Origin of the sequence: Chryseobacterium ginsenosidimutans (assembly GCF_024807225.1) — a bacterium.
Taxonomy (GTDB): Bacteria; Bacteroidota; Bacteroidia; order Flavobacteriales; family Weeksellaceae; genus Chryseobacterium; species Chryseobacterium ginsenosidimutans.
This window is the reverse complement of record NZ_JANUCO010000001.1, coordinates 2,851,264-2,877,632: the sequence shown is the minus strand read 5'-3', so window position 1 is coordinate 2,877,632 and position 26,369 is coordinate 2,851,264. Positions and strand designations below refer to the sequence as shown.

General features: G+C 35.1%; 25 protein-coding genes. 18 read left to right on the top strand and 7 right to left on the bottom strand.

The window, feature by feature from the left end; all coding sequences use genetic code 11:
* Window positions 1–13: 13 nt before the first annotated feature.
* The 11 genes from J3D55_RS13545 to pdeM all read left to right on the top strand — a co-directional run bounded on the left by J3D55_RS13545 (window position 14) and on the right by pdeM (window position 15,289).
* Complete coding sequence (locus J3D55_RS13545; RefSeq protein ID WP_259131875.1) at window positions 14–2,242, top strand: TonB-dependent receptor; 2,229 nt, start codon at window positions 14–16, stop codon at window positions 2,240–2,242.
* 224 nt (window positions 2,243–2,466) lie between these two features.
* On the top strand, window positions 2,467–2,973 hold the full coding sequence (locus J3D55_RS13540) for a pyridoxal-dependent decarboxylase (protein WP_259131873.1): 507 nt from the start codon (window positions 2,467–2,469) through the stop codon (window positions 2,971–2,973).
* Entirely contained in the window at window positions 2,912–3,985 is a 1,074-nt protein-coding gene (locus J3D55_RS13535; protein ID WP_259131871.1) for a pyridoxal phosphate-dependent decarboxylase family protein, read from the top strand. The genes J3D55_RS13540 and J3D55_RS13535 overlap by 62 nt, the downstream gene beginning before the upstream one ends.
* Window positions 3,963–6,383 carry a GNAT family N-acetyltransferase gene (locus tag J3D55_RS13530; RefSeq protein WP_259131869.1) on the top strand — a complete coding sequence of 807 codons (2,421 nt, stop codon included), beginning with the start codon at window positions 3,963–3,965 and terminating at the stop codon, window positions 6,381–6,383. Before J3D55_RS13535 ends, J3D55_RS13530 begins: the two co-directional genes overlap by 23 nt.
* Before the next feature lie 110 nt (window positions 6,384–6,493).
* Window positions 6,494–7,807 (top strand): lysine N(6)-hydroxylase/L-ornithine N(5)-oxygenase family protein, encoded by a 1,314-nt coding sequence (locus tag J3D55_RS13525; protein ID WP_259131867.1) that lies wholly within the window; start codon window positions 6,494–6,496, stop codon window positions 7,805–7,807.
* Complete coding sequence (locus tag J3D55_RS13520; RefSeq protein WP_259131865.1) at window positions 7,783–8,034, top strand: hypothetical protein; 252 nt, start codon at window positions 7,783–7,785, stop codon at window positions 8,032–8,034. Before J3D55_RS13525 ends, J3D55_RS13520 begins: the two co-directional genes overlap by 25 nt.
* Window positions 7,931–9,121: an MATE family efflux transporter gene (locus tag J3D55_RS13515; RefSeq protein ID WP_259131863.1), complete on the top strand. Its 1,191-nt coding sequence runs from the start codon at window positions 7,931–7,933 to the stop codon at window positions 9,119–9,121. The genes J3D55_RS13520 and J3D55_RS13515 overlap by 104 nt, the downstream gene beginning before the upstream one ends.
* 73 nt (window positions 9,122–9,194) lie before the next feature.
* On the top strand, window positions 9,195–10,196 hold the full coding sequence (locus J3D55_RS13510) for a ligase-associated DNA damage response exonuclease (protein ID WP_259131862.1): 1,002 nt from the start codon (window positions 9,195–9,197) through the stop codon (window positions 10,194–10,196).
* Between the two features lie 155 nt (window positions 10,197–10,351).
* Entirely contained in the window at window positions 10,352–11,932 is a 1,581-nt protein-coding gene (locus J3D55_RS13505) for an ATP-dependent DNA ligase (RefSeq protein WP_259131860.1), read from the top strand.
* 195 nt (window positions 11,933–12,127) lie between these two features.
* Window positions 12,128–14,572 (top strand): ligase-associated DNA damage response DEXH box helicase, encoded by a 2,445-nt coding sequence (locus J3D55_RS13500; RefSeq protein ID WP_259131858.1) that lies wholly within the window; start codon window positions 12,128–12,130, stop codon window positions 14,570–14,572.
* Between the two features lie 72 nt (window positions 14,573–14,644).
* A complete protein-coding gene (gene pdeM / locus J3D55_RS13495) occupies window positions 14,645–15,289 on the top strand; it encodes a ligase-associated DNA damage response endonuclease PdeM (RefSeq protein WP_259131856.1) in 645 nt (214 codons plus the stop codon).
* A 3-nt stretch (window positions 15,290–15,292) separates the two neighbouring features.
* On the opposite strand, the gene J3D55_RS13490 is transcribed toward pdeM, so the two are convergent.
* From J3D55_RS13490 to J3D55_RS13475, 4 genes are all read right to left on the bottom strand, one after another.
* The gene (locus J3D55_RS13490) at window positions 15,293–15,814 is read right to left on the bottom strand and encodes a GNAT family N-acetyltransferase (RefSeq protein WP_259131854.1); all 522 of its coding nucleotides are present in this window, start codon (window positions 15,812–15,814) and stop codon (window positions 15,293–15,295) included.
* Between the two features lie 9 nt (window positions 15,815–15,823).
* Window positions 15,824–16,405 carry a 5'-methylthioadenosine/S-adenosylhomocysteine nucleosidase family protein gene (locus J3D55_RS13485; RefSeq protein WP_259131853.1) on the bottom strand — a complete coding sequence of 194 codons (582 nt, stop codon included), beginning with the start codon at window positions 16,403–16,405 and terminating at the stop codon, window positions 15,824–15,826.
* A gap of 132 nt (window positions 16,406–16,537) precedes the next feature.
* A complete protein-coding gene (locus tag J3D55_RS13480) occupies window positions 16,538–17,236 on the bottom strand; it encodes a DsbA family oxidoreductase (protein ID WP_259131852.1) in 699 nt (232 codons plus the stop codon).
* Window positions 17,237–17,291: 55 nt separating this feature from the next.
* Window positions 17,292–18,476 (bottom strand): MFS transporter, encoded by a 1,185-nt coding sequence (locus tag J3D55_RS13475; protein ID WP_259131851.1) that lies wholly within the window; start codon window positions 18,474–18,476, stop codon window positions 17,292–17,294.
* A gap of 150 nt (window positions 18,477–18,626) precedes the next feature.
* Here J3D55_RS13475 and J3D55_RS13470 point away from each other — a divergent pair, with 150 nt between their 5' ends.
* Complete coding sequence (locus tag J3D55_RS13470; RefSeq protein WP_259131849.1) at window positions 18,627–19,358, top strand: MBL fold metallo-hydrolase; 732 nt, start codon at window positions 18,627–18,629, stop codon at window positions 19,356–19,358.
* Between the two features lie 7 nt (window positions 19,359–19,365).
* Here the strand turns inward: J3D55_RS13470 and J3D55_RS13465 are convergent, their stop codons facing one another.
* The 3 genes from J3D55_RS13465 to J3D55_RS13455 form a co-directional block, all read right to left on the bottom strand.
* Window positions 19,366–19,707: a helix-turn-helix transcriptional regulator gene (locus tag J3D55_RS13465; protein WP_259131847.1), complete on the bottom strand. Its 342-nt coding sequence runs from the start codon at window positions 19,705–19,707 to the stop codon at window positions 19,366–19,368.
* A 515-nt stretch (window positions 19,708–20,222) separates the two neighbouring features.
* On the bottom strand, window positions 20,223–20,849 hold the full coding sequence (locus J3D55_RS13460; RefSeq protein WP_259131845.1) for a chloramphenicol acetyltransferase: 627 nt from the start codon (window positions 20,847–20,849) through the stop codon (window positions 20,223–20,225).
* Between the two features lie 305 nt (window positions 20,850–21,154).
* Window positions 21,155–21,994, bottom strand: a complete 840-nt coding sequence (locus tag J3D55_RS13455; protein WP_259131843.1) for a helix-turn-helix domain-containing protein — start codon at window positions 21,992–21,994, stop codon at window positions 21,155–21,157.
* Window positions 21,995–22,136: 142 nt separating this feature from the next.
* Between J3D55_RS13455 and J3D55_RS13450 the strand changes: the two genes are divergently transcribed.
* From J3D55_RS13450 to J3D55_RS13425, 6 genes are all read left to right on the top strand, one after another.
* Complete coding sequence (locus J3D55_RS13450; protein WP_259131840.1) at window positions 22,137–23,120, top strand: aldo/keto reductase; 984 nt, start codon at window positions 22,137–22,139, stop codon at window positions 23,118–23,120.
* A 9-nt stretch (window positions 23,121–23,129) separates the two neighbouring features.
* Window positions 23,130–23,369, top strand: coding sequence for a DUF3861 family protein (locus tag J3D55_RS13445; RefSeq protein WP_259131838.1), 240 nt, complete (start codon window positions 23,130–23,132; stop codon window positions 23,367–23,369).
* An 88-nt stretch (window positions 23,370–23,457) separates the two neighbouring features.
* The gene (locus J3D55_RS13440; protein ID WP_259131835.1) at window positions 23,458–24,510 is read left to right on the top strand and encodes an aldo/keto reductase; all 1,053 of its coding nucleotides are present in this window, start codon (window positions 23,458–23,460) and stop codon (window positions 24,508–24,510) included.
* 206 nt (window positions 24,511–24,716) lie between these two features.
* Window positions 24,717–25,562 (top strand): NAD(P)-dependent oxidoreductase, encoded by an 846-nt coding sequence (locus tag J3D55_RS13435; protein WP_259131834.1) that lies wholly within the window; start codon window positions 24,717–24,719, stop codon window positions 25,560–25,562.
* Between the two features lie 225 nt (window positions 25,563–25,787).
* Window positions 25,788–26,114 carry a Crp/Fnr family transcriptional regulator gene (locus tag J3D55_RS13430; protein WP_259131832.1) on the top strand — a complete coding sequence of 109 codons (327 nt, stop codon included), beginning with the start codon at window positions 25,788–25,790 and terminating at the stop codon, window positions 26,112–26,114.
* A gap of 16 nt (window positions 26,115–26,130) precedes the next feature.
* Window positions 26,131–26,367, top strand: a complete 237-nt coding sequence (locus J3D55_RS13425; RefSeq protein ID WP_259131831.1) for a cyclic nucleotide-binding domain-containing protein — start codon at window positions 26,131–26,133, stop codon at window positions 26,365–26,367.
* Window positions 26,368–26,369 lie beyond the last annotated feature (2 nt).

Genomic DNA, 26,369 nt, shown 5'->3' with positions numbered 1-26,369 from the left:
TTATTCTAAATAAATGAAAAAGCAATACGCCCTTTCAATCGCAATATTAGCGACTGCAGCAGCCACTCTATCTGCGCAAACTCAACAAGACAGCATTAAAACCAACACAATCAGTGAAGTTATTATGGTGTCTTCCCGTTCTCCAAAACAGATCAGCGATATTCCGGGGACGGTTTGGGTGATCAGCGATCAAGAACTTCAAACCCAGATCAGAGGCGGCGCAGGATTGAAGGAAGTGTTAGGAAATATGATTCCGGGATTCGATTTTGGAAATCAGGGACGAACAAATTATGCTCAAAATATGCGTGGCAGAAACGTTTTGGTGATGATTAACGGGATTTCTCTGAACAGCACAAGAGCAACAAGCCGACAGTTTGATGCGATCGATCCTTTTAATATCGCAAGAATTGAGGTGCTTTCCGGGGCATCTTCCATTTACGGAGGCGATTCTACGGGAGGAATTATTAACATTATTACTAAAAAACCGATATCCAATAAACTGGCTTTTGAAACTTCTGTAGGTTTAAAATCAGGCTTCCACAAAGATGATTTAGATAAAAGAATTGCCCAATCCATCGAAGGTGGAAATGATAAAGTGAAGTTCAGACTGGGAGCGGCTTTTACCCAAAATGAAGGTGCTTTTGATGCCAAAGGAGATCAGATTATTACAGACATAAAGCAGGCAGATTTTCAATACAACAGATCGATCGATTTGTTGGGCGGAATCAGTGCGAAATTAAGTCCAGACCAAGATTTGAATGTTGATTTACAATATTACAATTCAAAAGTGAGAAACAAAAAATGGCTTTCTTTCGGACAGAACTTTGTAGGTTTTACAACAAAAAATCCAGATTTAATTAATGTTTTGGATGGAGCAGATTCTGATATTGTACCAAGAACAGAACGTTTTATGGCGAATATTCAATACAATATCCGAAATGTTTTGGGAGGTCAAAATATTCTTGTTCAGGCTTTTGGAAGACGTGAAGAAGTCGATTTCGGAGCGTCTTTTGCTGAAGTTCCGAAACCGCCGGCTGGAATTACACTTCCGGTTTTCCTTTCTTCAGCTAGAGGAAATACCAATGTTTACGGGGCAAAATTAGTTTTAAATAAAAAATGGAAATCTTTCAATTTTACGTACGGAATTGATGGTGATTTTGAAAGTTTTAACGGAGATCAGGCGATTTTTAATCCTCAAAAAAGTGCTGAATCAGGAGGTTTGGTGAATCAGACAGATACTTTTGTAGGAAGATATCCGGATACGAAAACGTCTACCCTTTCCGGTTTTGTTCAGGCTGATTGGAATATTACCAACCAATTGACGCTTTCCGGAGGTGTTCGTCAACAGTTTATTAATGTAAAATTGGATGATTTTGTAGGATTTAAAGAACAGGTTTATATGAATTTTGGTTATGGAAATTCTGCAGACGTGGTAAAAGGAGGGAAAAACAATTACGATGTAACCTTGCTTAATGCAAGTTTATTGTATAAAATTACTCCTTATTGGCAGACTTGGTTGAATTTTTCTCAAGGATTTGCCGTTCCTGATGCCGCAAAATCGTATGGTTTCGGAAAATATCAGTTAGACAATAACCGATGGAACTTATTAAACAGCATCAACATCGCAGAACAGCCATTAAGCGGGATAAAAACCAATCAGATGGAAGTTGGTTTCAGGCATAATAACAATTCGGAAGGATTGTACGCTCAAGGATCATTTTTCTATGCACTTTCCAACAAAACTTTGAAAATTGACAATGCTGCTTTCACGATTTCTTTGCTTGATCAAAAATTAAGAAACTACGGTTTTGAAGGAGCTATAGGTTATAAATTCGCTCAAGGTTTAGAATTAGGAGGAAACGTTTTATTAATGGAATCTGAAACAGAAACTGTTGATAAAGGTTGGCAAAATCAGTCGGTTTACACGACGAATCCCTCTAAATTTATGGTTTTCACAGGCTGGAATGCAAAGAAATTTTCATTAAGGCTTCAAATGCAGAATTCTATGAATTATACCGATTTAGCAGACATGAAAATCACAGGTTATACCCTATTCGACTTCATTGGAGATGTAAAATTAAACAAAGGAACGATCAATTTCGGAGTACAAAATATCTTTAACAAACAATATACAAGTATTTGGGGACAACGTTCTGTATTTTTCTACGGAGCACCTCAAAAAGCCTTTGCTTATCAGGGAAGAGGAACTACATTTTCTGTAGGATACACGATAAATTATTAAATTATTTAAATATTTTTTTAAACCATTAAGATTTATTTTAAGGAGTTAAGAATATTAAGCCAGATTCTTCATTTCGCATTGTTACATTCTGAAATACAAAGATTCGACAAAAGGAGAAATTTCTTAATAAAACTTAAAATCTTAAACGAAATCTTAATGGTTTAATTAAAAAAAATCTTAGAAATACGATTTAAAAAGTAAAAAACAACCAATCCAGAATTTTTATGAACACAGTTATTACCGAAAAATTGGTTTCGGAAAAGGAAAGTCTTTTCCCAAATCTGGAGAACTTATTTTGTGATATCAACATTCACGAATACCAAAATGTGATGCAAAAAGCACAGGAAAATGTGATTGCATTTTTAGAGGACAACAATCAGCCTTTCAGCGGAGTTTCTCCGAAAGAATTGAGGAAACAGTTCGAAAACATCAATCTTAACGATCATCCACAGAATTACGAAGAGGTTTTTGAGGAAGTCAGAACCCTTTATACACAGCACGCCGTTGCTTTTCATCATCCAAAATACGTTGCGCATCTTAATTGTCCGGTTGTCATTCCTGCGGTTGCTGCGGAAATGTTGATTAGCTCAATTAATTCATCTTTAGATACTTGGGATCAAAGTGCAGGCGGAACTTTGATGGAGCAAAAATTAATTGAATGGACTTGCAATGAAATTGGTTACGGAAAAAACTCAGACGGAATTTTCACGAGTGGCGGTTTCTCAAAGTAACTTAATGGGAATGCTTTTGGCGCGAGATCATTATTCAATTAAACATTTTAATCATAATATCAAGAAAAACGGATTGCCGGAAAATGCTCATCGTTTCAGGATTTTTGTTTCGGAAGCAGCACATTTCAGCATTCAGAAAAGTGCTTCGATTTTAGGGTTGGGCGAACAATCTGTTGTTAAAATTAAAACCGACCGTTCTTTCAAAATGAACAGTATTTTACTGGAAGATGCCATTCAAAAAGAAATTGAAAATGGAAATATCCCGATTGCAGTTGTTGCAACAGCAGGAACGACGGATTTTGGAAATATCGATCCTTTAACGAACATTTCAGCGATTGCAAAGAAGTATAACATGTGGTTTCACGTAGACGCAGCTTACGGTTGTGCGCTACTTTTAACGGAAAAATACCGCCATTTAATTAAAGGAATTGAAGATGCAGATTCTGTGACGGTTGATTATCACAAATCGTTCTTCCAGCCTGTAAGCAGCAGCGGATTTTTGGTGAAAGACAGAAATTATTTCGCATTAATAACGCATTATGCTGATTATTTAAATCCAAAAGATCACGACGAAAACGAAATTCCGAATCAGGTTAATAAATCGATTCAGACGACAAGAAGATTTGATGCATTGAAACTTTGGTTCACCCTTAGAATTATTGGTAAAAAAGGGCTTGGAAATTACATCGAAAGAATTATTTATACCGCTCGTGAAGCCGCAAATTTATTGGAAAATGATTCTCATTTTGAGCTGTTGAACCGTTCTGATATTTCGGCTTTGGTTTTCAGATATTCGGCAAATCCTTTCAAAACTTTTGATCTGAGCAGAATCAATACGTACATCAAATCACAACTCTATAAAAACGGGAATGCACTTGTAGCAGGAACAAAAGTGAACGGGCAATTTTACTTAAAATTCACCATTTTAAACCCTTTGACAACTGTTGAAGACATCAAATCAATATTAATCACAATAAAAAAACTTGGAAATGAATACATTGAAGTTAACTAATCAGGAATACGCGGAAACCATCAATTATACAGCTCTCATCAACTGTTTTATGAGAGAATTTACCAATTGGAGCCGTTATCTGGGAATCCCGAAATATGATATTGCCATTACAAAGACCTTAAAAAAAACACCGACGAATCTTCATATTAGAATTGATTTTTCTTCGATTGGTTGCGATGTTTATATTCCTGTCAATTATTTTTCTGAAACAGGAAGACATCTTTTTGATTTTCCGGTTTTAAGGAGAGTTTTGGAGACGGATGAAGTTTCAGAAGTTGATATTTACGGATTTATGACGCTTATCGCAGAATATTCAAAAGGAATTCATGCCGATATTGATGCTTCGACAGTGTTGAAAAGATTGAATAACAGCATTGAAAATTTGACTACATATTTAGATTATTTAGTTGAAAATAATAAATCGGTCAATGATTTAGAAATGTCTTTCATTGAAGCTGAACAATCGCTTGTTTTAGGACATATTTTACATCCTGTTCCAAAATCAAAGCAAGGTTTTAATCAGGAAGATTTATTAAAATATTCTCCTGAAACTTCGGGGCAGTTTCAATTGTTTTATTTCCTAATTAATCCTGAAAATATCATTGAGAAAAATGCCGACGGAGCGCCTGTTACAAAAGAGTTAGGTGAAAAGATTTACCCGCTTTTAGATGCGGAACATAAAAAATTATGGGATGAATTTCCGGATTATCAGATTGTTCCGATGCATCCTTGGGAAGCTGAATATTTGTTGGTTCAGGAAGATGTTCAGATCATGCAGGAGCAGGGAATTTTGTTCGCTTTAGGACATTACGGAGAGCACTTCACTCCTACTTCTTCTGTGAGAACGGTTTACAGCGAAAACAGCAAATGGATGTATAAATTTTCTCTTCATGTGAAAATTACCAACTCCGAAAGAATCAATTTATATCCTGAATTGCATCGTGGTTACGACATTAGTCAGTTATTAAAAACCGATTGGGGTAAAAATTTGCAAAATGATTATCCTGAAATTGATTTTATGGTTGATCCCGCCTTTATTGCTGTAAAATTTAATGATAAAGTCATCAATGGGTTTAATATTAGCATCAGAAGAAATCCTTTCCAAGGTGAAAATAAAACTAAAAATGTAACGCTTTTGGCAGCTCTTTGTCAGGACGGAATTTTTGGTCAGCCTTCGAGACTGCAGAATATCATTGCCAACACAGCCCGAAATCTTGATTTACCAGTCGAACAGGTTGCTTTGGATTGGTTTAAACAATATCTCCATATTTGCGTAAGACCGATTGTCGGGATTTTGAATACGTACGGACTGGCTTGTGAATTCCATCAGCAAAACGTAATGATAGAGCTTGATAAGAAAGGTTTTCCTGCGAAAATTTATTTCAGAGATAATCAAGGGTTTTTCTTCAGAGAAGGCAGAAAAGAATTGGTTTCCAATGCACTTCCGGGAATTGCAGATGAAAGTCAGTCGATTATTGATGAAGAATCTTTGGCTCCAAAATACACGTATTATTTGGTGACGAATAATATTTTAGGTGTTGTTAATGCTTTGGGTTGTAATCAATTAGTGGATGAAAGAAAGTTAATTAATTTAGTTTACAAATCATTCAAAGAACTTGAAAATGAGGACGAAACAGGTTTGGTAGATTACATCATCAACAAAAGAAGTTGGTACACCAAAGGAAATTTGATTACAAGTCTTCAAAATATCAATGAAGCAGACGAAAATTTAGAATATCCTGCTGTTTTCCTAGATACTCCAAATCCTTTAAATAAATATTTTTTCTCCAATAAATTAATCAAGCCGGAAACCAAGGAAATCGTTTATTCAAGATACTTTGAAGAGAATAATGTAAACATCAGCATTCGTCCTTTCGATATTGAAAAAGATTTTGAAATGATTCACGAATGGTTCAATATGGAACACGCAAAACCTTACTGGAAAATGGATGGTCCGAAAAAAGATCTTGAATTGTGGTTCAGAACCATTCTTCCGAGTGATGAACAGCACAGTTTTATTGGTTCTGTGAATGATGTTCCGCAGTTTAGCTTTGAGCCTTATTGGCCAATGAGAGATATTGTCGGGGCTTATTACGACGCACTTCCGACCGATTATGGAACACACTTTTTCGTTGCCGAAACGCAGAAAGATAAGAAGTTTTCTTTCCAATCTTTTCAGGTGGCTTTAGATTATATTTTCATGCTTCCCGAAGTTGGAAAATGTATCGGTGAAGCGTCTGTTGATGCGGTTCCGACTGATAGAATCATTACAAAATTGGGTTACACTCGAGAAGGGGTGATTGAAATGCCTCACAAAACCGCTTATCTGACTTTCTGTACCCGTGAAGGATATTGGGAAAAATGCCCAGAAAGCAGACTTGAAGCGAAAAACGCATAAAAATATTAACAGTTATTTTGTCATTCCGTAGGAATCTAGGCATAGAAAAAAGAAATCATTTAGATTCTTTCAGAATGACAAAATGCTGTATAAATTTAATTTCAAATCAAATGGAAAACAACAAAATATACGATATCATCGGGATCGGAATCGGTCCTTTTAATCTAGGATTGGCGGCACTTTTAGAGCCTGTAGAATCCATCAATTCACTTTTTTTAGATCAGGCAGAAGGTTTCGATTGGCATCCCGGTTTGATGCTTGATAATGCTACTTTGCAAGTTCCTTTTATGGCAGATTTGGTGACGATGGCAGACCCAAAAAGCAAATACAGCTTCCTGAATTTTTTAAAGGAAACCGACCGTTTATATAAATTTTTTATCAGAGAAGATTTCTTCATTTTAAGAAAAGAATACAATCTGTATTGTCAGTGGACAGCGAATCAATTGCCGAATTGTCTTTTCGGAAAAAAAGTTGAGAACATTACTTTTAATGAGTCAGAAAAATTGTACATCATTGAAGTTTTAGATTTAAAAAATAATGATGTCACAAAATATTACACTAAAAAATTAGCTTTAGGAACAGGAACCCAGCCGAGATTGCCTGAATTTATGGAAGATAAAAACTATCCGAATGTCATCCATACTTCAGAATATTTGAATCATAAAGAGAATATTTTGAATGCAAAATCAGTGTCAATTATAGGTTCCGGACAAAGTGCTGCTGAGATTTTCCAAGATCTTTTGCCGGAAACAGATGACAATTTATTTATGAGCTGGTTTACCCGACCGGATCGCTTTTTCCCGATGGAATATTCAAAATTGACATTAGAATTAACGTCTCCTGAATATGTTGATCATTTTTATCAAATGTCGTCCAATCAGCGAAAAAATTTATTGGCGAAACAACCGCCGCTTTACAAAGGAATTAATTTTGAATTAATCAACGATATTTTCGACACCATGTACGGAATGAGCGTCGGAAATGTCCCTTTAAATGTAGAATTAAAGCCAAGTTGTCAGTTGGATAATATTTCTCCCGAAGGAAATTCTTATGTCCTTAATTTCACTCATGTTCAGGATGAAATTACCTTTACAAATATCTCAGACTACGTTATTTTGGCGACAGGTTATAAATACAAAGAACCGAAATTCTTGAAAGGAATTGAAGATCAAATTCAAAGAAATGAAGATGGTTTATTTAATGTAAGTCGTTATTATACAATTGATAATGAGGAAAATATCTTCGTGCAAAATGCAGAACTTCACACGCACGGTTTTGTAACTCCCGATTTGGGAATGGGTGCTTACAGAAATGCAATTATCATCAATTCTATCGCTGGCAAAGAAATTTATAAAGTAGAAAAGCGTATTGCATTTCAACAATTCAATACAACTAAGGAATGGACCGCAAAACATTCATCTTAAAAGGTGACTTAAAAAAGGTCATGTGGGAAACTTCATGGCCTGCTGTTGCGGCGATTGTTCTTTACGGAATTAATAACTTTCTGGATGCTATTTTTGTTGGTTATTTAGTTAATACTAAGGCTCTTGCAGCAGTCGGAATGGCTTATCCGTTGTCTCAAATCGTTTTGGGATTCGGAAGATTGGTCGGAAACCGGAGCTGGTGCAGCGGTAAGTATTTGGATCGGTGAAAACAAACAGGATAAACTGTATAATTTATTCGGAAGTTTCAACTTTCTATGTATTTTTTTCTCTTTGCTTTGTACAATTCCGGCGTATATTTTTGCCCATGAATTAATGGCAATGATGGGCGCAAAAGGCGAATTGCAAACGATTGCCGTTGAATATTTTAGGATTACATTAATAGGAACAATTTTCTGGATTTATGGTTTAGCCTTAAATATGTTAATCCGTGCAGAAGGAAAAATGAAAACTGCCGCTGCTCTGATTGCAGTCGGACTTGTCATCGATATTATCCTGAAACCAATCTTCATTTCAACCTTTGGAATGGGCGTTTCCGGTGCAGCTTGGGCGACCAATTGCGGAATGCTGATCTATTCTTTTCTTGGATTTTACTATTACGCGAAAGGAAAAAGTTCTTTTAAAACCAATTGGAAATCAATCTCTTTCAATCCCGAAATTGGAAAAAGAATATTAAAATTAGGACTTCCCGAAATGGTTTTATCCGTAATGGGAGTTGTTCAGAGTATCATTATTTTCAATGCAATCGCTTCTTATGGAACAGAAAATGACATCTCATTTTTCACTGTTTTGAATCGGTTTTTCTTGTTTTTATTAACCCCATTATTCGGATTAATGCGTGGTTTACAGCCCATTGTCGGAATTAATTTCGGCGCAGGACAATTTGAAAGAGCCAGGAAATCTTTGAAAATTTATATTTTAGCAGGAATTGCCATACTTTCACCTTTCTTTTTGATTGCTTTAATTTTTCCGCAGCAATTAATTGGATTAATGCTTCCCGGATATACCGTAAATGCTAATCAAATTCAGGATTTCAGGCTATTTTTCTCGGTACTTCCGCTGTTGCCGATCACGGTTTTGGCGCTCTCTTATTATCCCGCAGTGAACGACAGCAGAAAAGCAAGTTTTCTCGTTTTTTTGCGACAATTGATTCTTTACATTCCATTAATGCTGATTTTACCGTATTATTTCGGCATTAAAAGCATTTATTGGGGAAGTGCTTTGATCGAATTAACTGTCGGAATCGTTACTTTTTTCTTATTGAATAATTTTAAGCTAAAACTGAAAAAGGCTTAAAATTATATTTCTTCTAAATTCATAATGCGATTGGTTAGATTTTTGAATAATAAAATCTAAACCAATCGCACCATTGAAACTAATTAAATTCACAAATAAAGGTATTTACTGTCCACAGGGAAAATTTTATATTGATCCTTGGCGACCCGTTGATTTGGCGGTCATCACGCATGGTCACGCCGATCACGCTCGTTGGGGAATGAAAAAATATCTTTGCCATCATTTTACAAAACCCATTTTACATCAGAGAATTTCTCCCGATATCGAATGTCAAAGTGTGGAATATGGAGAAGTTATCGATATGAATGGAGTGAAACTTTCGCTTCATCCTGCAGGTCATATTATTGGTTCTGCACAAATTCGTTTGGAATATAAAGGATATGTAAGTGTGATTTCCGGTGATTATAAAGTTCAGGATGATGGGTTGAGTACGCCTATTGAGCTGGTAAAATGTAATGAATTCGTATCAGAAAGCACTTTCGGGCTTCCAATTTACAATTGGCTGGAAGTTGAAGATTTAAATAAAAAACTTCAAAATTGGGTTTTACGAAATAAAGAAAATCAAAAAACATCAGTGTTTATCGGTTATTCTTTGGGAAAGGCTCAGAGAATTATGAAGGCAGTTGAAGGATTAGGAAAAATCCATGTTCATTATTCCATCGGGAAATTAAATGAAGCTTTTGAAACCGTCGGAATCGATCTTCCTGATTATGAAATCCCTGATTTTAGGGAAAGCGTGAAACATCTTCAGGGCGAGATTGTGATTGTTCCGCCTGCTCTATTGGACAGCAATATTATTAAAAAAATTCCTGAGGCGGCAACGGCAATTTGTTCTGGCTGGATGCAGGTTCGCGGGGCAAGAAGATGGCGAAGTGCCGATGCAGGATTCCCAATGAGCGATCACGCCGATTGGAAAGGATTATTACAAGCGATAAAAGCCACAGAAGCGGAAATTGTTCACGTAACGCACGGACAAACGGAAATTTTTTCTAAATATTTAAATGAAATCGGAATTAAATCTGACGTTGTGGAAACATTGTATGGCGATGATGATGAGGAAGTGACTGAAAAATAAATTGTTAAAGATTCGGATTGATGTATCGTTTTTCAACGATCGAATCATTTGCAGCCCGGCTTGAACGGAGCTCTTTTTGTGTAGCAAAGCGGAACAAAAAAGCGGGAGTGGAAGACGGAAAAAGCTGCCCAAATAAAAAATAAGGTCAAGAACTTATGAAACATTTTGCAGAATTGATAAATGCTTTGGAAAGCACCAATAAAACCAATGCCAAAATTGATGCGATCATCGATTATTTGGAACGTGCTCCAGATGAGGATAAAGTGTGGTTTATTGCTTTGTTTACGGGCAAAAGACCGAAGCGAAATGTCAATACAAACTATATGAAAGAATGGGCGCTGGAAATCACAAAACTCCCATTTTGGCTGTTTCAGGAAAGTTATTCTTCAGTCGGAGATTTGGGTGAAACCTTGTCGTTAATTCTTCCTCCGCCTTCCGAAAAGATTGAAAAAACATTATCGGAATGGATGAAAGATATTCTTAATTTAAAGAATAAAACGGAAATTGAGAAAAAAGAATTTGTCTTACAATCATGGAACGGGTTAGATTATACGGAACGATTGATTTTCAATAAATTACTAGGCGGAAGTTTCCGAATCGGCGTTTCTTCTAAGACTTTAATTAATGCGTTGACGAAATTTTCTGATCAAGAATCGAGTACGTTGATGCATAGTTTGATGGGAAAATGGCAGCCTGAAGAAATTTCATTTAAAGAGCTGATTTCGGCGGAAAATATTAACCCGGATAATTCAAAACCTTATCCTTTTTGTCTGGCTTATCCGTTGGAAAAAAAACTGGAAGAATTGGGAACTCCCGACGAATGGCAAATAGAATATAAATGGGACGGAATTCGCGGACAAATCATTAAAAGAAATGGCGAAGTTTTCATTTGGTCGAGAGGTGAAGAATTGGTTACAGAGCAATTTCCGGAGATTGTGGAGACGATAAAAATGATGAATGGCAATTTTGTTTTAGATGGAGAAATACTTGCGGTAAAGGATGGTAAAGTTTTAAATTTTAATGAATTACAAAAAAGATTAAATAGAAAAACTTTAACTAAAAAAATGCTTTCCGAAATTCCGATTGAAGTTTTTACGTATGATTTATTGGAATTGGAAGGAACTGATTTACGCGAGAAACCAATCTTTGCAAGACGTGCCATGTTGGAAGAATTATTGTTAAATGAAAACCCCGAAAATATAAAACTTTCTCAGGTTATTAATTTTGAAAACTGGGAAGATTTAAACCAAATCAGAGAAAATTCAAGAGAAATAAACAGCGAAGGCTTGATGCTAAAACAAAAGAATTCACCCTATCATTCCGGACGAAAAAAAGGCGATTGGTGGAAATGGAAAATCAATCCGTTGACGATTGATGCCGTTCTGATTTACGCTCAAAAAGGCAGCGGAAGACGAAGTGCTTATTACACCGACTACACTTTTGCCGTGAAAAATGAAGATAAATTAGTTACGATTGCAAAGGCTTATTCCGGTTTGACCGACAAAGAAATCATGGAAGTCAGCAAGTTTGTGAATAAAAATGCGATTGAAAAATTCGGACCTGTGCGAACTGTAAAAGCGGAACTCGTTTTTGAAATCGCTTTTGAAGGAATAGGTTTCAGCAATCGTCATAAAAGTGGTGTTGCGCTGCGTTTCCCAAGAATTGTAAGATGGCGGAAAGATAAAACGGTAGATGAAATTGATGATTTGGAGGAGATAAAAAAACTGATACAATAAATTAAATTTATAAACGCAAAGACACAAAGAATTTATTTATAATTGAAAATATTTTTCGTTCGCAAAGGCACTTCGTTCAGCAAATGACAGCAATAAGCCTTAGCTGAGTGAAACGCCTTTGCGAACTAAAGAATATGCAGAAAGTATTTTAAAAATATCCTTGCGAACCTAGCGTTAAAATCAAAAAAAAACAATTTGGCTGCATTTGAAAATACCAACGGATTCAACGTCATTCAGCAATGGATGGCGGAAAAAGGTATTTCTCCCTTCAAATTTCAGATTGATACCTGGAAAAAATTCGGGAACGGTTACAGCGGAATGGTTGTTGCGCCGACTGGTTTTGGGAAAACATATTCCGTTTTCTTAGCCTTAATTTCAGATTTTTTAAATCATCCTGAAAAATACAAAAATGGACTTAAAATGATCTGGATAACTCCTCTTCGATCGCTTTCCAAAGACATCGCAAAAGCAATGCAGGAAGCGATTGATGAGATCGGATTAGATTGGGCAGTTGGTGTAAGAAATGGAGATACAGACCCGAAAGTCCGACAACAACAGGTTAAAAATATGCCTGAAATTCTGGTCGCGACTCCCGAAAGTTTACATCTGCTTCTCGGACAAAAAAATCATCCGCGATTCTTCCAAAATCTACAAAGTATCGTCATTGATGAATGGCATGAATTGTTAGGTTCAAAACGTGGAGTTATTGTTGAATTGGGTGTTTCTCAGCTCAGAAAATATGTTCCGAAACTGAAGATTTGGGGAATTACGGCAACCATCGGAAACCTTGATGAAGCGATGGAAGTTTTAATTCCTTATGATATTAAAAAAACAAAAATTACCGCTAAACAACATAAAAAAATTGACATTATTCCTGTTTTTCCCGATGAAGTTGAAATCTTACCGTGGGCAGGACATCTCGGACATAAATTAGCTGATAAAGTCGTTCCGATTATTTTGAATTCAAAATCTACGATTGTTTTTACGAATACCCGGAGCCAGAGTGAAATGTGGTATCAATTATTGCTTGAAGCGTATCCTGATTTTGCAGGTCAAATTGCGATTCACCACAGTTCGATCGATGCGCATTTAAGAATCTGGATTGAAGAAAATTTGAGTAATGGAAAATTAAAAGCCGTAGTTTCCACTTCATCTTTAGATTTAGGTATCGACTTTAAACCTGTTGATACTGTGATACAAATAGGTTCTGCGAAAGGCGTTGCAAGATTTCTTCAACGGGCGGGACGAAGCGGCCACTCTCCTTTTGAAACTTCAAAAATCTATTGCGTTCCCACCCATTCTTTAGAACTGATTGAAGTTGCTGCTTTGAAGGAAGCGGTTAAACAAAACGTCATTGAACCTCGTGAACCGCAGGTTTTATGTTTTGATGTTTTGGTTCAGTTTTTAATGACTTTGGCGATCGGCGATGGATTTTATCCTGAAGAAACCTATGAAAGGATTAAACAAATTTATACTTTCCAGGAAATCACGGATGAAGAATGGAAAAATATTCTCGATTTCCTTACAATTGGCGGGAGTGCTTTAAAAAGTTACGAAGAATACCACAAAGTTGTGGTCATGGAAGATGGCTTGTTTAAAGTGACTTCACGAAAAATTGCCATGCTCCACCGTATGAATATGGGCGCAATTGTGAGTGATGCGATGCTGAAAGTGAAGTTTATTTCCGGCGGCTATATCGGAATGGTTGAGGAATATTTTATCTCAAAATTAAAAAAAGAAGAAAAATTTATATTAGCCGGAAGAGTGTTGGAAGTGGCGATGGTAAAAGATATGACAGTGTATGTGCGATTGTCGAAAGGAAAAGCGTTGGCGCCAAGTTATTTGGGAGGAAGATTGCCTTTAAGCTCAAATTTAGGACGCTTTTTAAGAGAAAAATTATCCGGAGCATTAAATCCGAAAGCCTCTGAAAAAGAACTGAAATTTTTACATCCTTTATTAATCAATCAGGAAGAACGTTCGCATATTCCGAAAGAGGATGAATTTTTGGTTGAATTGATTAAAAACCGTGAAGGCTATCATTTGTTTATGTACCCTTTTGAAGGGCGTTTGGTGCATGAAGTGATGGCTGCCTTGATTGCTTACCGGATTTCAAAACTGGCTCCGATTTCCTTTTCAATGGCGATGAATGATTATGGTTTTGAATTATTCAGTGATAAAGAAATTCCATTAAATGAAGAAAATTTAAGTAAAATTTTAACCAGAGAAAATCTGATGGTTGATGTTATTTCAAGTATCAATTCTGCGGAAATGGCGAGAAGAAAATTCCGTGATATTGCCGTAATTTCTGGAATGGTGATTCAGAATTTTCCGGGACAGCAACGTTCAAATAAAGCGTTACAAAGTTCTGCAGGGTTGATCTTTAAAGTGTTGGAAGATTACGATCCGAATCATTTTCTCGTGAGACAAGCTTATACGGAGGTTTTCAATATGCAATTGCAGGAACAAAGATTGGTAGAAGCTTTTAAGAGAATTGAAAAATCGAAAATTATTTTGAAATTTGCCAATACTTTTACGCCTTTGAGTTTTCCTATTAAAGTGGATAGTTTGCGACAAACACTGTCGAGTGAAGGTCTAGATGCAAGAATCAAAAAATTGATAGAACAGGCGAAGAAGCGATAAAATGATCTAGATTACACAATAGATGTCTCCTTCGTCGAAATGACAAACCTCGTTAAAATTTTTAAATGTAAAATGAATATAGCCACAAAAAATATAAACATTCAAAACGAAAATTTCATTGTAACCAATCAACGTGCGTTGTTTTGGAAGAAAGAAAAGGCGTTGATTTTATCTGATTTACATATCGGAAAAACCGCTCATTTCAGAAAAAACGGAATTGCTTTGGCGAATCAGATTATGAAGAATGATTTGGAGCGATTATCGATTTTAATAGAATATTTTCAACCTGAGAAATTCATTGTTGTCGGAGATTTGCTTCACGCCGGAGATAATTCTGATGTCGATGAATTTTGCAGTTGGAGAAACCACTATCCCGATTTACAGTTTTATTTAATTGAAGGAAATCACGACAGAATTTCAAAAACTCTCGAAGAAAAGCTATGTTTAAATTTTAAATCAAAATCTTTAGAAATGGATGATTTTATTTTTATTCACGATTTTGAAAAAGAGCAAACAAAATTTCAGATTACGGGACATATTCATCCCGGATTTGTTATTAATTCTTCTGTTAAAAATATTAAATTACCTTGTTTTGTGGTGACAGAAAATCAGCTATTACTTCCCGCTTTCAGTGAATTTACAGGATTAGATACAAAAAATCTCCCTAAAAAAGGAAGATTCTATGTTTTTACAGATGCTGAAATTTATGAGATTTAAGATTTAATCTAAAACCTTTCTCATCATCAAATCAGTCTGTTCCTCGTTTCCAAGCTTGAATATATGTTTATCGAATTCTACAAAACCGTTCTTTTTATAAAAATTCACGGCTCTTATATTTTCTTCCCAAACTCCCAGCCAAAGATATTTTTTCTTTTCCTGTACTGCAATTTCCAAAGCTTTATCATATAAAATCTGACCAACTTTTTTTCCGTGATACTCGCTTTTTACATAAATTCTTTCAATCTCCAAAGAAGTTTCATCCTGCAATTCGGTTTGCGCTTTTCCTGAATTCACTTTCAAATAACCAATCGGATTTTCATTTTCCCACGCAATAAAAAACTGAGAATCAATAGTATTTAATTCTTTTGTTAATTTTTCTGATGCAAAACTTTTATCCAGATATTTTTGCATTTCATTCTCCGAATTATGTTTTGCAAAAGTCTCATAGAAGGTTTCTCTTCCAACATTTTGTAGGGTTTCCAAATCTTCAAGAGAAGCCTTTTTTATTGTTATTGATGTCATTTTTTTAATTTAAGAAAATAAAATTTTGTCAAAAGCCTCCGAAGCCAAATGAACCTGAACCGCCCAATCATCGGCTGCATCACTTCCCGCATCGTCCGAAATATACTTTAAACACAGGAAAGGAATGTTTTCTTTCATGGCAATCAAAGCGAGCGGATAAGCTTCCATATCGACGATGTTGTAGGCTGTTTCAGAATGATTCATCTCAAAACTGTCGCCACTTCCGCAGATTCCTTCCGGAAGATCATTTTTCTTTAAACCATATTCTAAAACAGGTGGAATTCCCGAAAGCGGAGTTTCATACAAACTGAATCCCAAACCTCTCACATCCATATCTCGCTGGATGAATTTTGTACAGCAAATTACATCTCCTTTATGAAAATTCTTACTTCCTGCCGAGCCAAGATTTACGATTAATTTTGGTTTTGTCCGATGAATTTCCTTGGTTAATTCCATGGCGGCATTTACTTTTCCGATGCCTGTAATCAATTTATTTTTGTCATTAAAAACCTTTCCCGCTTCCGAATCCAAAGCAAAAACGAAAAGTGTGTCTTCGATGGGAAATTGATGTTCGTCGTTTATTTTAATCATGAGAAAAACTGAATATTAAATTCTCTTCAAAAATAGAAAATTGTACGTAATAATTGAAGTTTAAAAACAAATAAAGAAGAAAGTAAAAAATCCTCAAATTTTGAGGATTTCATGTATTTTATAAAGTTGAGATTAAATGCTGCAACCGTCTGTATCACAAGAATTTTCTCCGTTTGAAAGATTTTTTAAAGGAGAAACTGTTTCGTCGTACGTTTGTTGAAGGGCATTTGCAAAAAGTTCAACAGGTTGCGCTCCTGAAACCGCATATTTTCCATTCAGAATGAAAAAAGGAACTCCGGTTACGCCGTTATTTCTTCCTTCCAGAATGTCTTGATTTACGTCATAATCAAACTCTTCAGACGTTAAAGTATTTTTAGCTTCGTTTGTATCAATACCTAAAGAATCGGCAAGAGAAATCAGCGTTTCAAAATCTCCAACATTCTTTCCGTCAATGAAATGAGCGATAAAAAGCGCTTCTTCCATTTCGCTTGCTTTGTTATATTTTTTAGCTAAATGCAATAATTTATGAGCTGAAAAAGTATTGGTAATTAATGCTTTTTCAAAATTAAAATCAATTCCCGCACCTTTTCCCATTTGGGAAACCTGACCAATCATTTGCTGAGCCTGAGCTTCCGGAAAACCTTTCTTTTCTTTAAAATATTCAAAAGTACTTTTTACTTCTTTTGGATCTAACATCGGATCAAGCTGGAAACTTTTCCACTCTACTTCCACTTCATCTTTGAAAGGCAATTTTTCCAACGCCTGTTCAAAATTATTTTTCCCGATATAGCAAAACGGACACATCACATCCGACCAGATTTCTATTTTCATTTTAATTTATTTTAATTGAAATTATGTTTTAAGTTAAAATTTTTCTTTTTTAATCTTAAGCTAATTTTATCCTATTACTGAATAGTAAATGCGCAATTAAAGCCAGAACCGCCATCGTTGCGCCTACGAAACAAACGCCACTCCACTGTGCATATTGCCATGCGAGAGAAGCCGTCCAAGTTCCCAAAGAACCGCCGATAAAATAGGAAACCATGTACACCGTATTCAATCTGTTGACTGCGTTGGATTTGATTAAAAAATAATTCGTCTGATTCATAATATGGCTCGATTGTACACCCAAATCAACCAAAATTACTCCCACGATCAGTCCCCAATACGTGGCTCCTGCAAAATACGTAAATGCCCAACTTCCCAAAACAACCAATAATGAATAAAAGATAATTCTGTTTAAGTCTAAAATTTGTTGCAGTTTTCCCACCTTTGCAGCAGCTAAAGCTCCGACAGCTCCTGCCAAACCAAAACTTCCGACAACCGATGAACCCGCGTTAAAAGGAGGTTTTTCCATGTGAAAAACCAAAGTTGTAAACAAAGCGCACATCGACCCGAAAGCCATTGCACCACGAAAGGAAGCCAATCGCAAGACAGGCTGAGTTTTTGCGAGATGAAATACGGATTTCATTAATTCTCTGTACGTTCCTTTGAAATTGGGCTGTAATTCCGGGAGCATTTTGTAGACGGCGAGCCAGACCAAGATCATCATTCCTGCGGCAATTCCGAACATGGCTCTCCAACCCCACATTTCACCAACAATTCCGCCAACAAACCTTGATAAAAGAATTCCGAGTAATAAACCCGACATTACGGTTCCGATATTTGAAGATTTTTCTTTGTCAGACGATAATTCTGCAGCGATAGGAATGAATAATTGCGGAATAACGGAAGTTACGCCGATTAATAAACTTGCGACATATAACATCCATAATTCCTGAGCGAAAGTCATCCATAATAAAGCCGCAAAAACCAGAACTAAGTCAATTAAAATCAATTTTTTACGTAAAAATTTATCTCCTAGAGGAACGATTAACAATAATCCCGCTGCATAACCCAATTGCGTGAGAACGGAAATTTTGCTTGCTGCACTTTCCGGAACGTGTAAATCGTCTGAAATAAGTGCCAACAAAGGCTGGTTGTAATAATTGTTTGCCACGACAAGTCCTGAAATAACGGACATCAACCAAATGACAGTACGTGAAATACCGCTGGTAGAATTCAACTGCATATAAACTTTGTTTAAGGTTTTTTTGAATTTTGTAATGCAAAAATACTTATTTTAAGATTAAGCGTTAATTATGATTTCATCGGTTTTAACAATGATTTGTATCGAAAAAAAACGCTTTACAGATTTAGAAATAATGAGGAACTTTGCAGTATGAAAATTATACCACTAAAAGAAGGAAATTTTTCTACCAATACGACAAAGGACTTTACTTTATTAACAGAAGAAAATTTTGATACAATTAAAGGAATTAAAATGTCTGTCACCCCTTTTTTGATTATTACAGAAAAGGATATCATTATTTTGGACGCCGGAATCGGATGGAAAAATGAGAGCGGAAAAACGGTAATTTCCGAATTGCTGGAAAAGGAAAATATTAACCCAAATCAAATAACCAAAGTATTACTTTCACATCTTCACAAAGATCATATAGAAACTACGATAACGCGCACTGAAAAAGGCTTTGAAGCTACTTTCCCAAATGCGGAAATTTATATTCAAAAGCGGGAACTGGATTTTGCAATGGAAAATCAGGAGAGTCATTCGTTCGATTTTGATACGCTGGAAAAGCTGATTGAATTGGATAATATTGTCTGGATGGATGATGACAAGGGAAATATTTCCGATGAAATCTCCTTTGAAGTAGTCGGTGGACACACTCCTTTTATGCAGGTTTTCTGGATCAAGGAAAATAATGAAACCGTTTTTTACGGAGCCGATGATCTTCCGCAGGAATCGTATTTAAAATATCATTTGGCTTATAAAAGTGATTTTGACGGCAAAAAAGCGATGGAATTAAGAATAAAATGGCAAGAGGAAGCCATAGAAAATCATTGGAAAATATTATTATACCACGATCTCGACAAAGCTATTTTAGAATTATAAAAATGGTTTAAAGATCATTAAACCACTTATAAATATCGACTTCTGATGCAATATTCAGCTTTTTTCTAAGCCTGTTCTTTCTGTTTTGAATGGCTTTTGGCGTTACAAACGTATACGTTGCGATTTCTTTGGTCGTTAAATTAAGCTTTAAATAAATACAGAAAATCAGTTCAGAATTCTTAAGATTCGGCTGAATTGCAGATAGTTTGTTGAAAAAATCTGGTTCGACCAATCTGAACTTATTCAGCAGACGAGGAGAATTTTCTTTTGCTAATGCTAAAATCTCGTCTTGTACAAAAATTTTTTGGTTTAAATCTTCTAAATTGAATTCAGTTTTTTCGTTTCTCATAATTTTTTTCTCATCTCTACTAATTTCTGTTGCTCTCTGATAAGCTCCAGCATTATACCTCTCTCGCACTATACTTCAATTTCCGGGTTTTAGAAACTCTATATTTTGAAGTTTTTGTTTTTACTATTTTGAAAATATCTAACTATTTACGCTTTTTCTTGTTTTTTGGATTTAAGATTAAAAAAATATCACAAAAACAGGTGATAATAATTTTAGATAAAGACAAAGAAAGAAAAAATGATTAAAATTTTCCTGAATTGAAATACCACATACATACCACGTTCGTTTTTTGGAACTCAATTTTTCATTTTAAATCCAACCTTTCAGATATTTTCAGCGATCATAGGTCAAATCTACCTGTTTTTGGGCTTATTTTTTATGATCGTAATCAGTAGATTTTAGAAAAATGGGTTATTTCTGCGTAAAAAAGTACAATATTTAAATACACAAAAAAACCACAGCTTTAAAGACTATGGTTAATTGTTTTATAAGTTGGAATTTGTACTAAATTTCAATTATTTATCAAGCTGCTTTTGAAATTCTTCAACATATCTTGCCAAATGAATTCCGTCTGCCAAACCGTGATGAGCTTCAATAGAAACCGGAAGATACTTTCTCCCTTCACGAATACTGAATTTTCCGAATGCTATCTTAGGAATACATTCTTTCGGATCAAAATTCGTTGGATGTAAAATAGTTGTAAATGAATTCCAAGGAATTGTCGTATGTCTAATATGATTGATCGGCAAAACATCATTGCTAATTCCCAATCCCGTTGAATTTTGTACAGATTGTATTTCTTTTTGTAATTCCTCATTAAAAGTTTCGAAATTTTCAGAATAATGAAAAAATGAAAACCCAAATGTTCCGTCAGATCTTCCAATGGTTCCTCCAACGTGTACTTCATCATACAAAATCACTTTTCCGTCGACAATTCTGAGCTTTAATTCATCCACTGTATTAATGGCAACCATTGATTTATAAAGATAAACAGCATAGAAAGACTTACCTTCTTCTTTAGCTTTATCATAAGCTTTTGTACAGTCTACTTCCGTTGTAAATCCGAAAAATGGACTTTTCATCTTTGAAAAAAATTCAAAATGTTCCTTTCTGTTCCAGCTTTCAATATCTATTACCTTCATTTATTTATTTTTTGCAAATTTCCGTAAGTTTTATCAATTGTAAAAGTTGTGGAAAAAGAAATTTAGTTTTACCGTTTAATTTTAAAATTTAATTAAACTTTTATTGAAAATTTATAGCTTTTTTGTTGGAAATCGCAAAGATGCAAAAATACTTCGCAGACTCAGTGTGACAAAAGATTTTCAAGATAAGATGGTAGAAGTTTTATCTACGATAAAATCCTTGCGCCTTAAAAACATTGCTGTAAATATTATTTTGCGCCTTTGCGATTTCCAACTATCAAAATAAAGTTTAATCAAGTTCAAAATCATAGATTATATTGAAATTTATAATCAGAAGGGTTTATTTTCATCTGTTTTTTGAAATAATTCGTCAAATGACTTTCATCCGTAAAGCCGAATTCAAAAGCAATTTGCTTCATCGTCATTTGTCCGGACTGGATTCTTCGTTCAATTAATTTTAATTTATAATCGGTAATATATTTCCGGTAAGAAACATCAAAATTTCTTTTAAAATAAGAACTGAAATAGGTTTTTGAAATACTAAAATGTTCCGAAACAGTCTGTATTCGAATCCTTTCGGGGCTGTAAATATTTTGGTGAATATAAGTAATGAGATCATCCTTTTTTGGACTTCCGTTATCGATTCTGAGGTTCATTTTCACCGAAGCTTCACGAATTAACCCAAAAATTGACAAAATCTGGAAGAATACAATAGGCGAATCCGAGATTTTATGAAATTGATTATAATCAAAAATGTTTTCTACGGTCTTTCTGAGAATTGTTCTGCAAGGCTCGTCGAAGATCAGTTTTTCTTCCTTAAGATGAGAATTTCGCATAATATCGGTTGGTGAAGCCATAATCAGATTATCGGGAACAAGATGTTTATTGCTTTCAAAATAGCCGTCATTAAATTTAATAAAGCTGAATTTTGTTGATTTTTTAATATCGAAAAAATGCTCGTCATCGGGAGAAATCAGAAATAGATCACCTGATTTATAAGGAGTAATGATTTTATTGATAAGATGATTTCCCAAACCTTTAACGATATAAACCAGTTCGTAATACGTATGACTATGCCGTGGAAAAGGATAGGTGATGGCTTCAAAAGAATCAACTTCTAAAAGTTCAAACTGTTTTCGTTTCATGTCATAAAATTGCAATTTGTTAAACGATTTATACAACCTTAAAACGGTTTTTTTTAACAAAATTTGTATAGACTTTAAAAAATTAATTAAAATAAAATTTAAGGTTAAAATTTTTCATTCATAAAAAATCATTATTAAAAATATGGAATACAGAAAATTAGGAAATAGCGAACTTGAAATTTCAGCAATCACCTTTGGAGCTTGGGCTGCAGGAGGCTGGATGTGGGGAAGTACGGATAGAAATGAAGCTATTGAAGCCATAAAAGCGTCTTATGATGTTGGGGTAACTTCAATCGACACCGCTCCAATTTATGGACAGGGAACGAGTGAAGAAATTGTAGGTGAAGCGATAAAAGGTCTTTCCCGTGATAAAGTTCAGATCTTGACGAAATTCGGCATGAGATGGGATCTTGCGAAAGGTGATTTTGGATTTAACAGTTTTAAAAATAACGGTGATGCGATTGACGTTTACAAATATGCGGGTAAAGAAAGTATTATTTACGAATGCGAGCAAAGTTTAAAGAGATTAGGAACAGATTATATCGATTTGTATCAGATTCACTGGCCGGATTCTACCACTCCGATCGATGAAACTTTTGAAGCCGTTTCAAGGTTGATCGAACAGGGAAAAGTTCGTTTTGCAGGTGTTTGTAATTATGATGCTCAGCAAATGGCAGAAGCGGAAAAGACTTTAAAATTGGTTTCAAACCAAATTCCTTTCAGTATGGTAAACCGTGGAATTGAGGACGAAACGCTTCCTTATTGCATTGAAAATAATAAATCAATTTTAGCTTACAGTCCGTTGGAAAGAGGTCTTTTAACAGGGAAAATATACAATGGATATAAATTTCAAGATGGAGATCACAGAGCAGGTCACAAACATTTTCAGCCGGAATTTATTGAAAAAACAAATCAGCTTTTAGATAAAATCAAGCCGATTGCGGATGAACATAAGGCGACTTTAGGGCAATTGGTTCTTCGTTGGACGCTTGAAAGACCAGGAATTACCATTGCTTTGGCGGGTGCGAGAAATGCTGATCAGGCGGTTCAGAATGCAAAAGCGATTGAGATTAAGTTAAGTAAGGAAGAATTAACTAAAATTGACGAATTGGTTAATAATTTTTAGTTTAAAATCATGGAAAAAAGAAGCAATAAATACCAGATTGAACTTAAAGAATTATCTTTAAAAGACGGTTCTGATGGTGGAAAAAACTTAACATTTGATTTTGAAAATCATGACGATTTATTTCAGATCTTTGATGTAATTAAAGCTAAAAATGTTTTTGACAATGAACAAACGGCGCACGAATTTGCTTTAGGTTTAAAACTTTTTACAGAAGTAATGCTCAAAAACAAACAACATCCTTTGGTTTGAAGAATTAAGACCTGCCATCATGGAATTCATGAAAAAGCTGAAAAGTCAATAATAATAAACGAAAATACATCAATTAATAACAATAAATATGGAATATAGATTTTTAGGTAAATCAGGGCTGCAAGTTCCTGTTCTAAGTTTCGGAACTGCCACTTTTGGAGGCGAAGGTGATTTCTTCAAAGCTTGGGGAAGCACACAGGCAGATGAAGCAAAAAAGCTGATTAATATCTGTCTGGATGCGGGAGTCAACTTATTTGATACTGCAGATATTTATTCTGACGGAAAATCGGAAGAAGTTTTGGGTGAAGCCATTAAAGGAATTTCCAGGGACAAACTTATTTTATCAACCAAATCAACTTTTACTTTTGGTGAAAATCCGTTGAATCAAGGTTCTTCCAGGACACATATTTTAAAGCAGATCGAAGGAAGTCTGAAACGGTTGGGAACAGATTATATCGACATTTATCACATGCACGGTTTCGACGGAAATACGCCTGTTGAAGAAACTTTGAAGGTTTTAGACGAATTAGTAACCAGCGGAAAAGTCCGTTATATCGCGGCTTCCAATTTTTCAGGTTGGGGTTTAATGAAGTCTGTCGGCGTTTCAGAAAAATATGGCTGGAGCAAATATATCGCTCATCAGGTTTATTATTCATTAGCAAACCGCGAATACGAATGGGAATTGATGCCTCTCGGATTAGACCAAAATGTAGGAGCTATTGTTTGGTCTCCCCTTTCATCAGGACGTTTGAGCGGAAAATACGGAAGAAATAAACCGATTCCTCAGGACAGCAGAATCGCACAAGGTGGAAGTCCGGTTCCGGAAGCGGTGGTTCAGGAAGAAATTTTTTACAACACCATCGATGCGTTGGAAGAAGTGGCTGCAGAAGTGGGCAAAAACGTTGCCCAGGTTGCTTTAAACTGGCTGTTGCAGCGTCCTACGGTTTCCAGTATTATTATTGGTGCAAGAAACGAGGAGCAATTAAAACAAAACCTTGAAGCTGTCGGCTGGAATCTTACCCGCGAACAGGTTGAAAAATTGGACAAAGCAAGTGAAGTTCCTCCGATTTATCCTTATTGGCATCAATGGCAAAATAAAAGACTGAATCCTACGCCAGATTTTTACAGTCACATAAAGTAAATTTTAAAACGAATAAAATGAAAATTCGTCATATCTAGCAATAAGTTGTCTGAAATTATTTATTTGGGCAGCTTATCCGCCTTCCGCTCCCAATCTTTTGTTCGTCGTTCCTCCTCACAAAAGGATTTCCGCTCAAGTCGGGCTGCGTGATGCAGGGTACAAATATTAGGCATAAATTTGACGTATTTTAATTAATAAATTATAAAATGAGTACAGAAAAATTAGGATTCATCGGACTCGGAAATATGGGATATCCGATGGCGAAAAATTTAGAAAAAGCAGGATTTCCTCTTTCCGTTTATAACAGAACGGTTGAAAAAGCTGAAGATTTTAAAGAAAACTCTGTCGTTTATAAAAATGTTTCAGATTTGGTGAAAAGTTCGGATGTTATTTTCACGATGTTAACCAATGATGACGCTGTAAAAGCAGTCTACGAAGAAGTTTTAACATTAAATATTTCCGGGAAATTATTCGTTGATATGAGTACAATTTCTCCTGAAGTGAGCAAGGAAATTGCAAATGCTCTTAAAATAAAAGAAGGTTCTTTTCTCGATGCGCCGGTTGCCGGAAGTACAAAACCTGCTGCAGATGGGACTTTGATAATCATGGTCGGTGGTGAAGAAAAAGATCTGGAAAGAGTTCTTCCCTATTTTGAAAAATTAGGAAAACAGGTAAAACATTTAGGTGAAAACGGAAAAGGACTGGCTGCGAAATTATCCGTTAATTATTTTATTTCAACGATTTATCAAGGATTGGCAGAAACCATTTTATTGTCTGATAAACTGGGAATTGAGCGAAAAGATATGCTTGAAATCATCAACGAAAGCGCAAGCGGAAGTGGCGCTACAAAAGTAAAAACTCCATTGTTGATCGATGATAATTATGATGCCGCCTTTGCTTTGGATCTAATGTTGAAAGATATTGTACTGGCAAAAAACGCAGGCGCAGATCTTCCTTTGTCCAACACTTTGATTGAGACGTATCAAGCCGCTCATGATGCAGGTTTCGGGAAAGATGATGTGATTGGAATTATCAATTATCTTAAAAAATAAAACAACCTAAAAAAGGTGAAACGGCAAATTTACGACTTCGTAATTTTGCCGTTTTTTTTATTTTAATAATGAAATGAGTTCCCATAAACTTTATTCCGGACTCACGTTTAATTAAAAAATATTTTTCATGTAAATAAATAGTAACAATAAAATTATCCTTTAAAATTTCAAAAAATAAAAAAATATTGTAGTGAAAATAGTAATTTTGGAGTAAATATTTTTTTAATGTTTAAAATTCTCCTTACCCATATTCAGAATAAAGTCGATTTAACCAAAGAAGAGAAAGTTGAACTACAGTCGTTTTTCGTATTTAAAAAGCTTCGAAAAAAGCAGTATTTATTGCAGGAAGGCGAAACATGTAAATATATTTCTTTCGTTAGAAAAGGCTTATTAAAATCTTATTTTTTGGATGAAAAAGGCGGTGAACACATCAATCTTTTTGCTTTTGAAGGTTGGTGGATTTCAGATTTTAACAGTTTTATTAATCAGGAAAAAGCGGTTTTAAATATCGATGCGATTGAGGAAACAGAAACTGTTGATGCTCAACCGTGATGATTACGAAAAATTAATGTTAAAAATTCCCGCAATGGAGCGTTATTTCAGAATTTTATATCAAAATAGTTTGGTGACAAAAGATAACAGATTAATTGTTTCCAGTGGTTTTACTGCCGAAGAAAAATATAGTCAATTAATAAAGAACGATCCCGAAATTATTAAAAGGGTTCCACATAATTTGATAGCTTCTTATCTTGGTTTGGCGCCGGAAACAGTAAGTAGAATCCGCAAAAAGATTTCCCTTAAATAGAC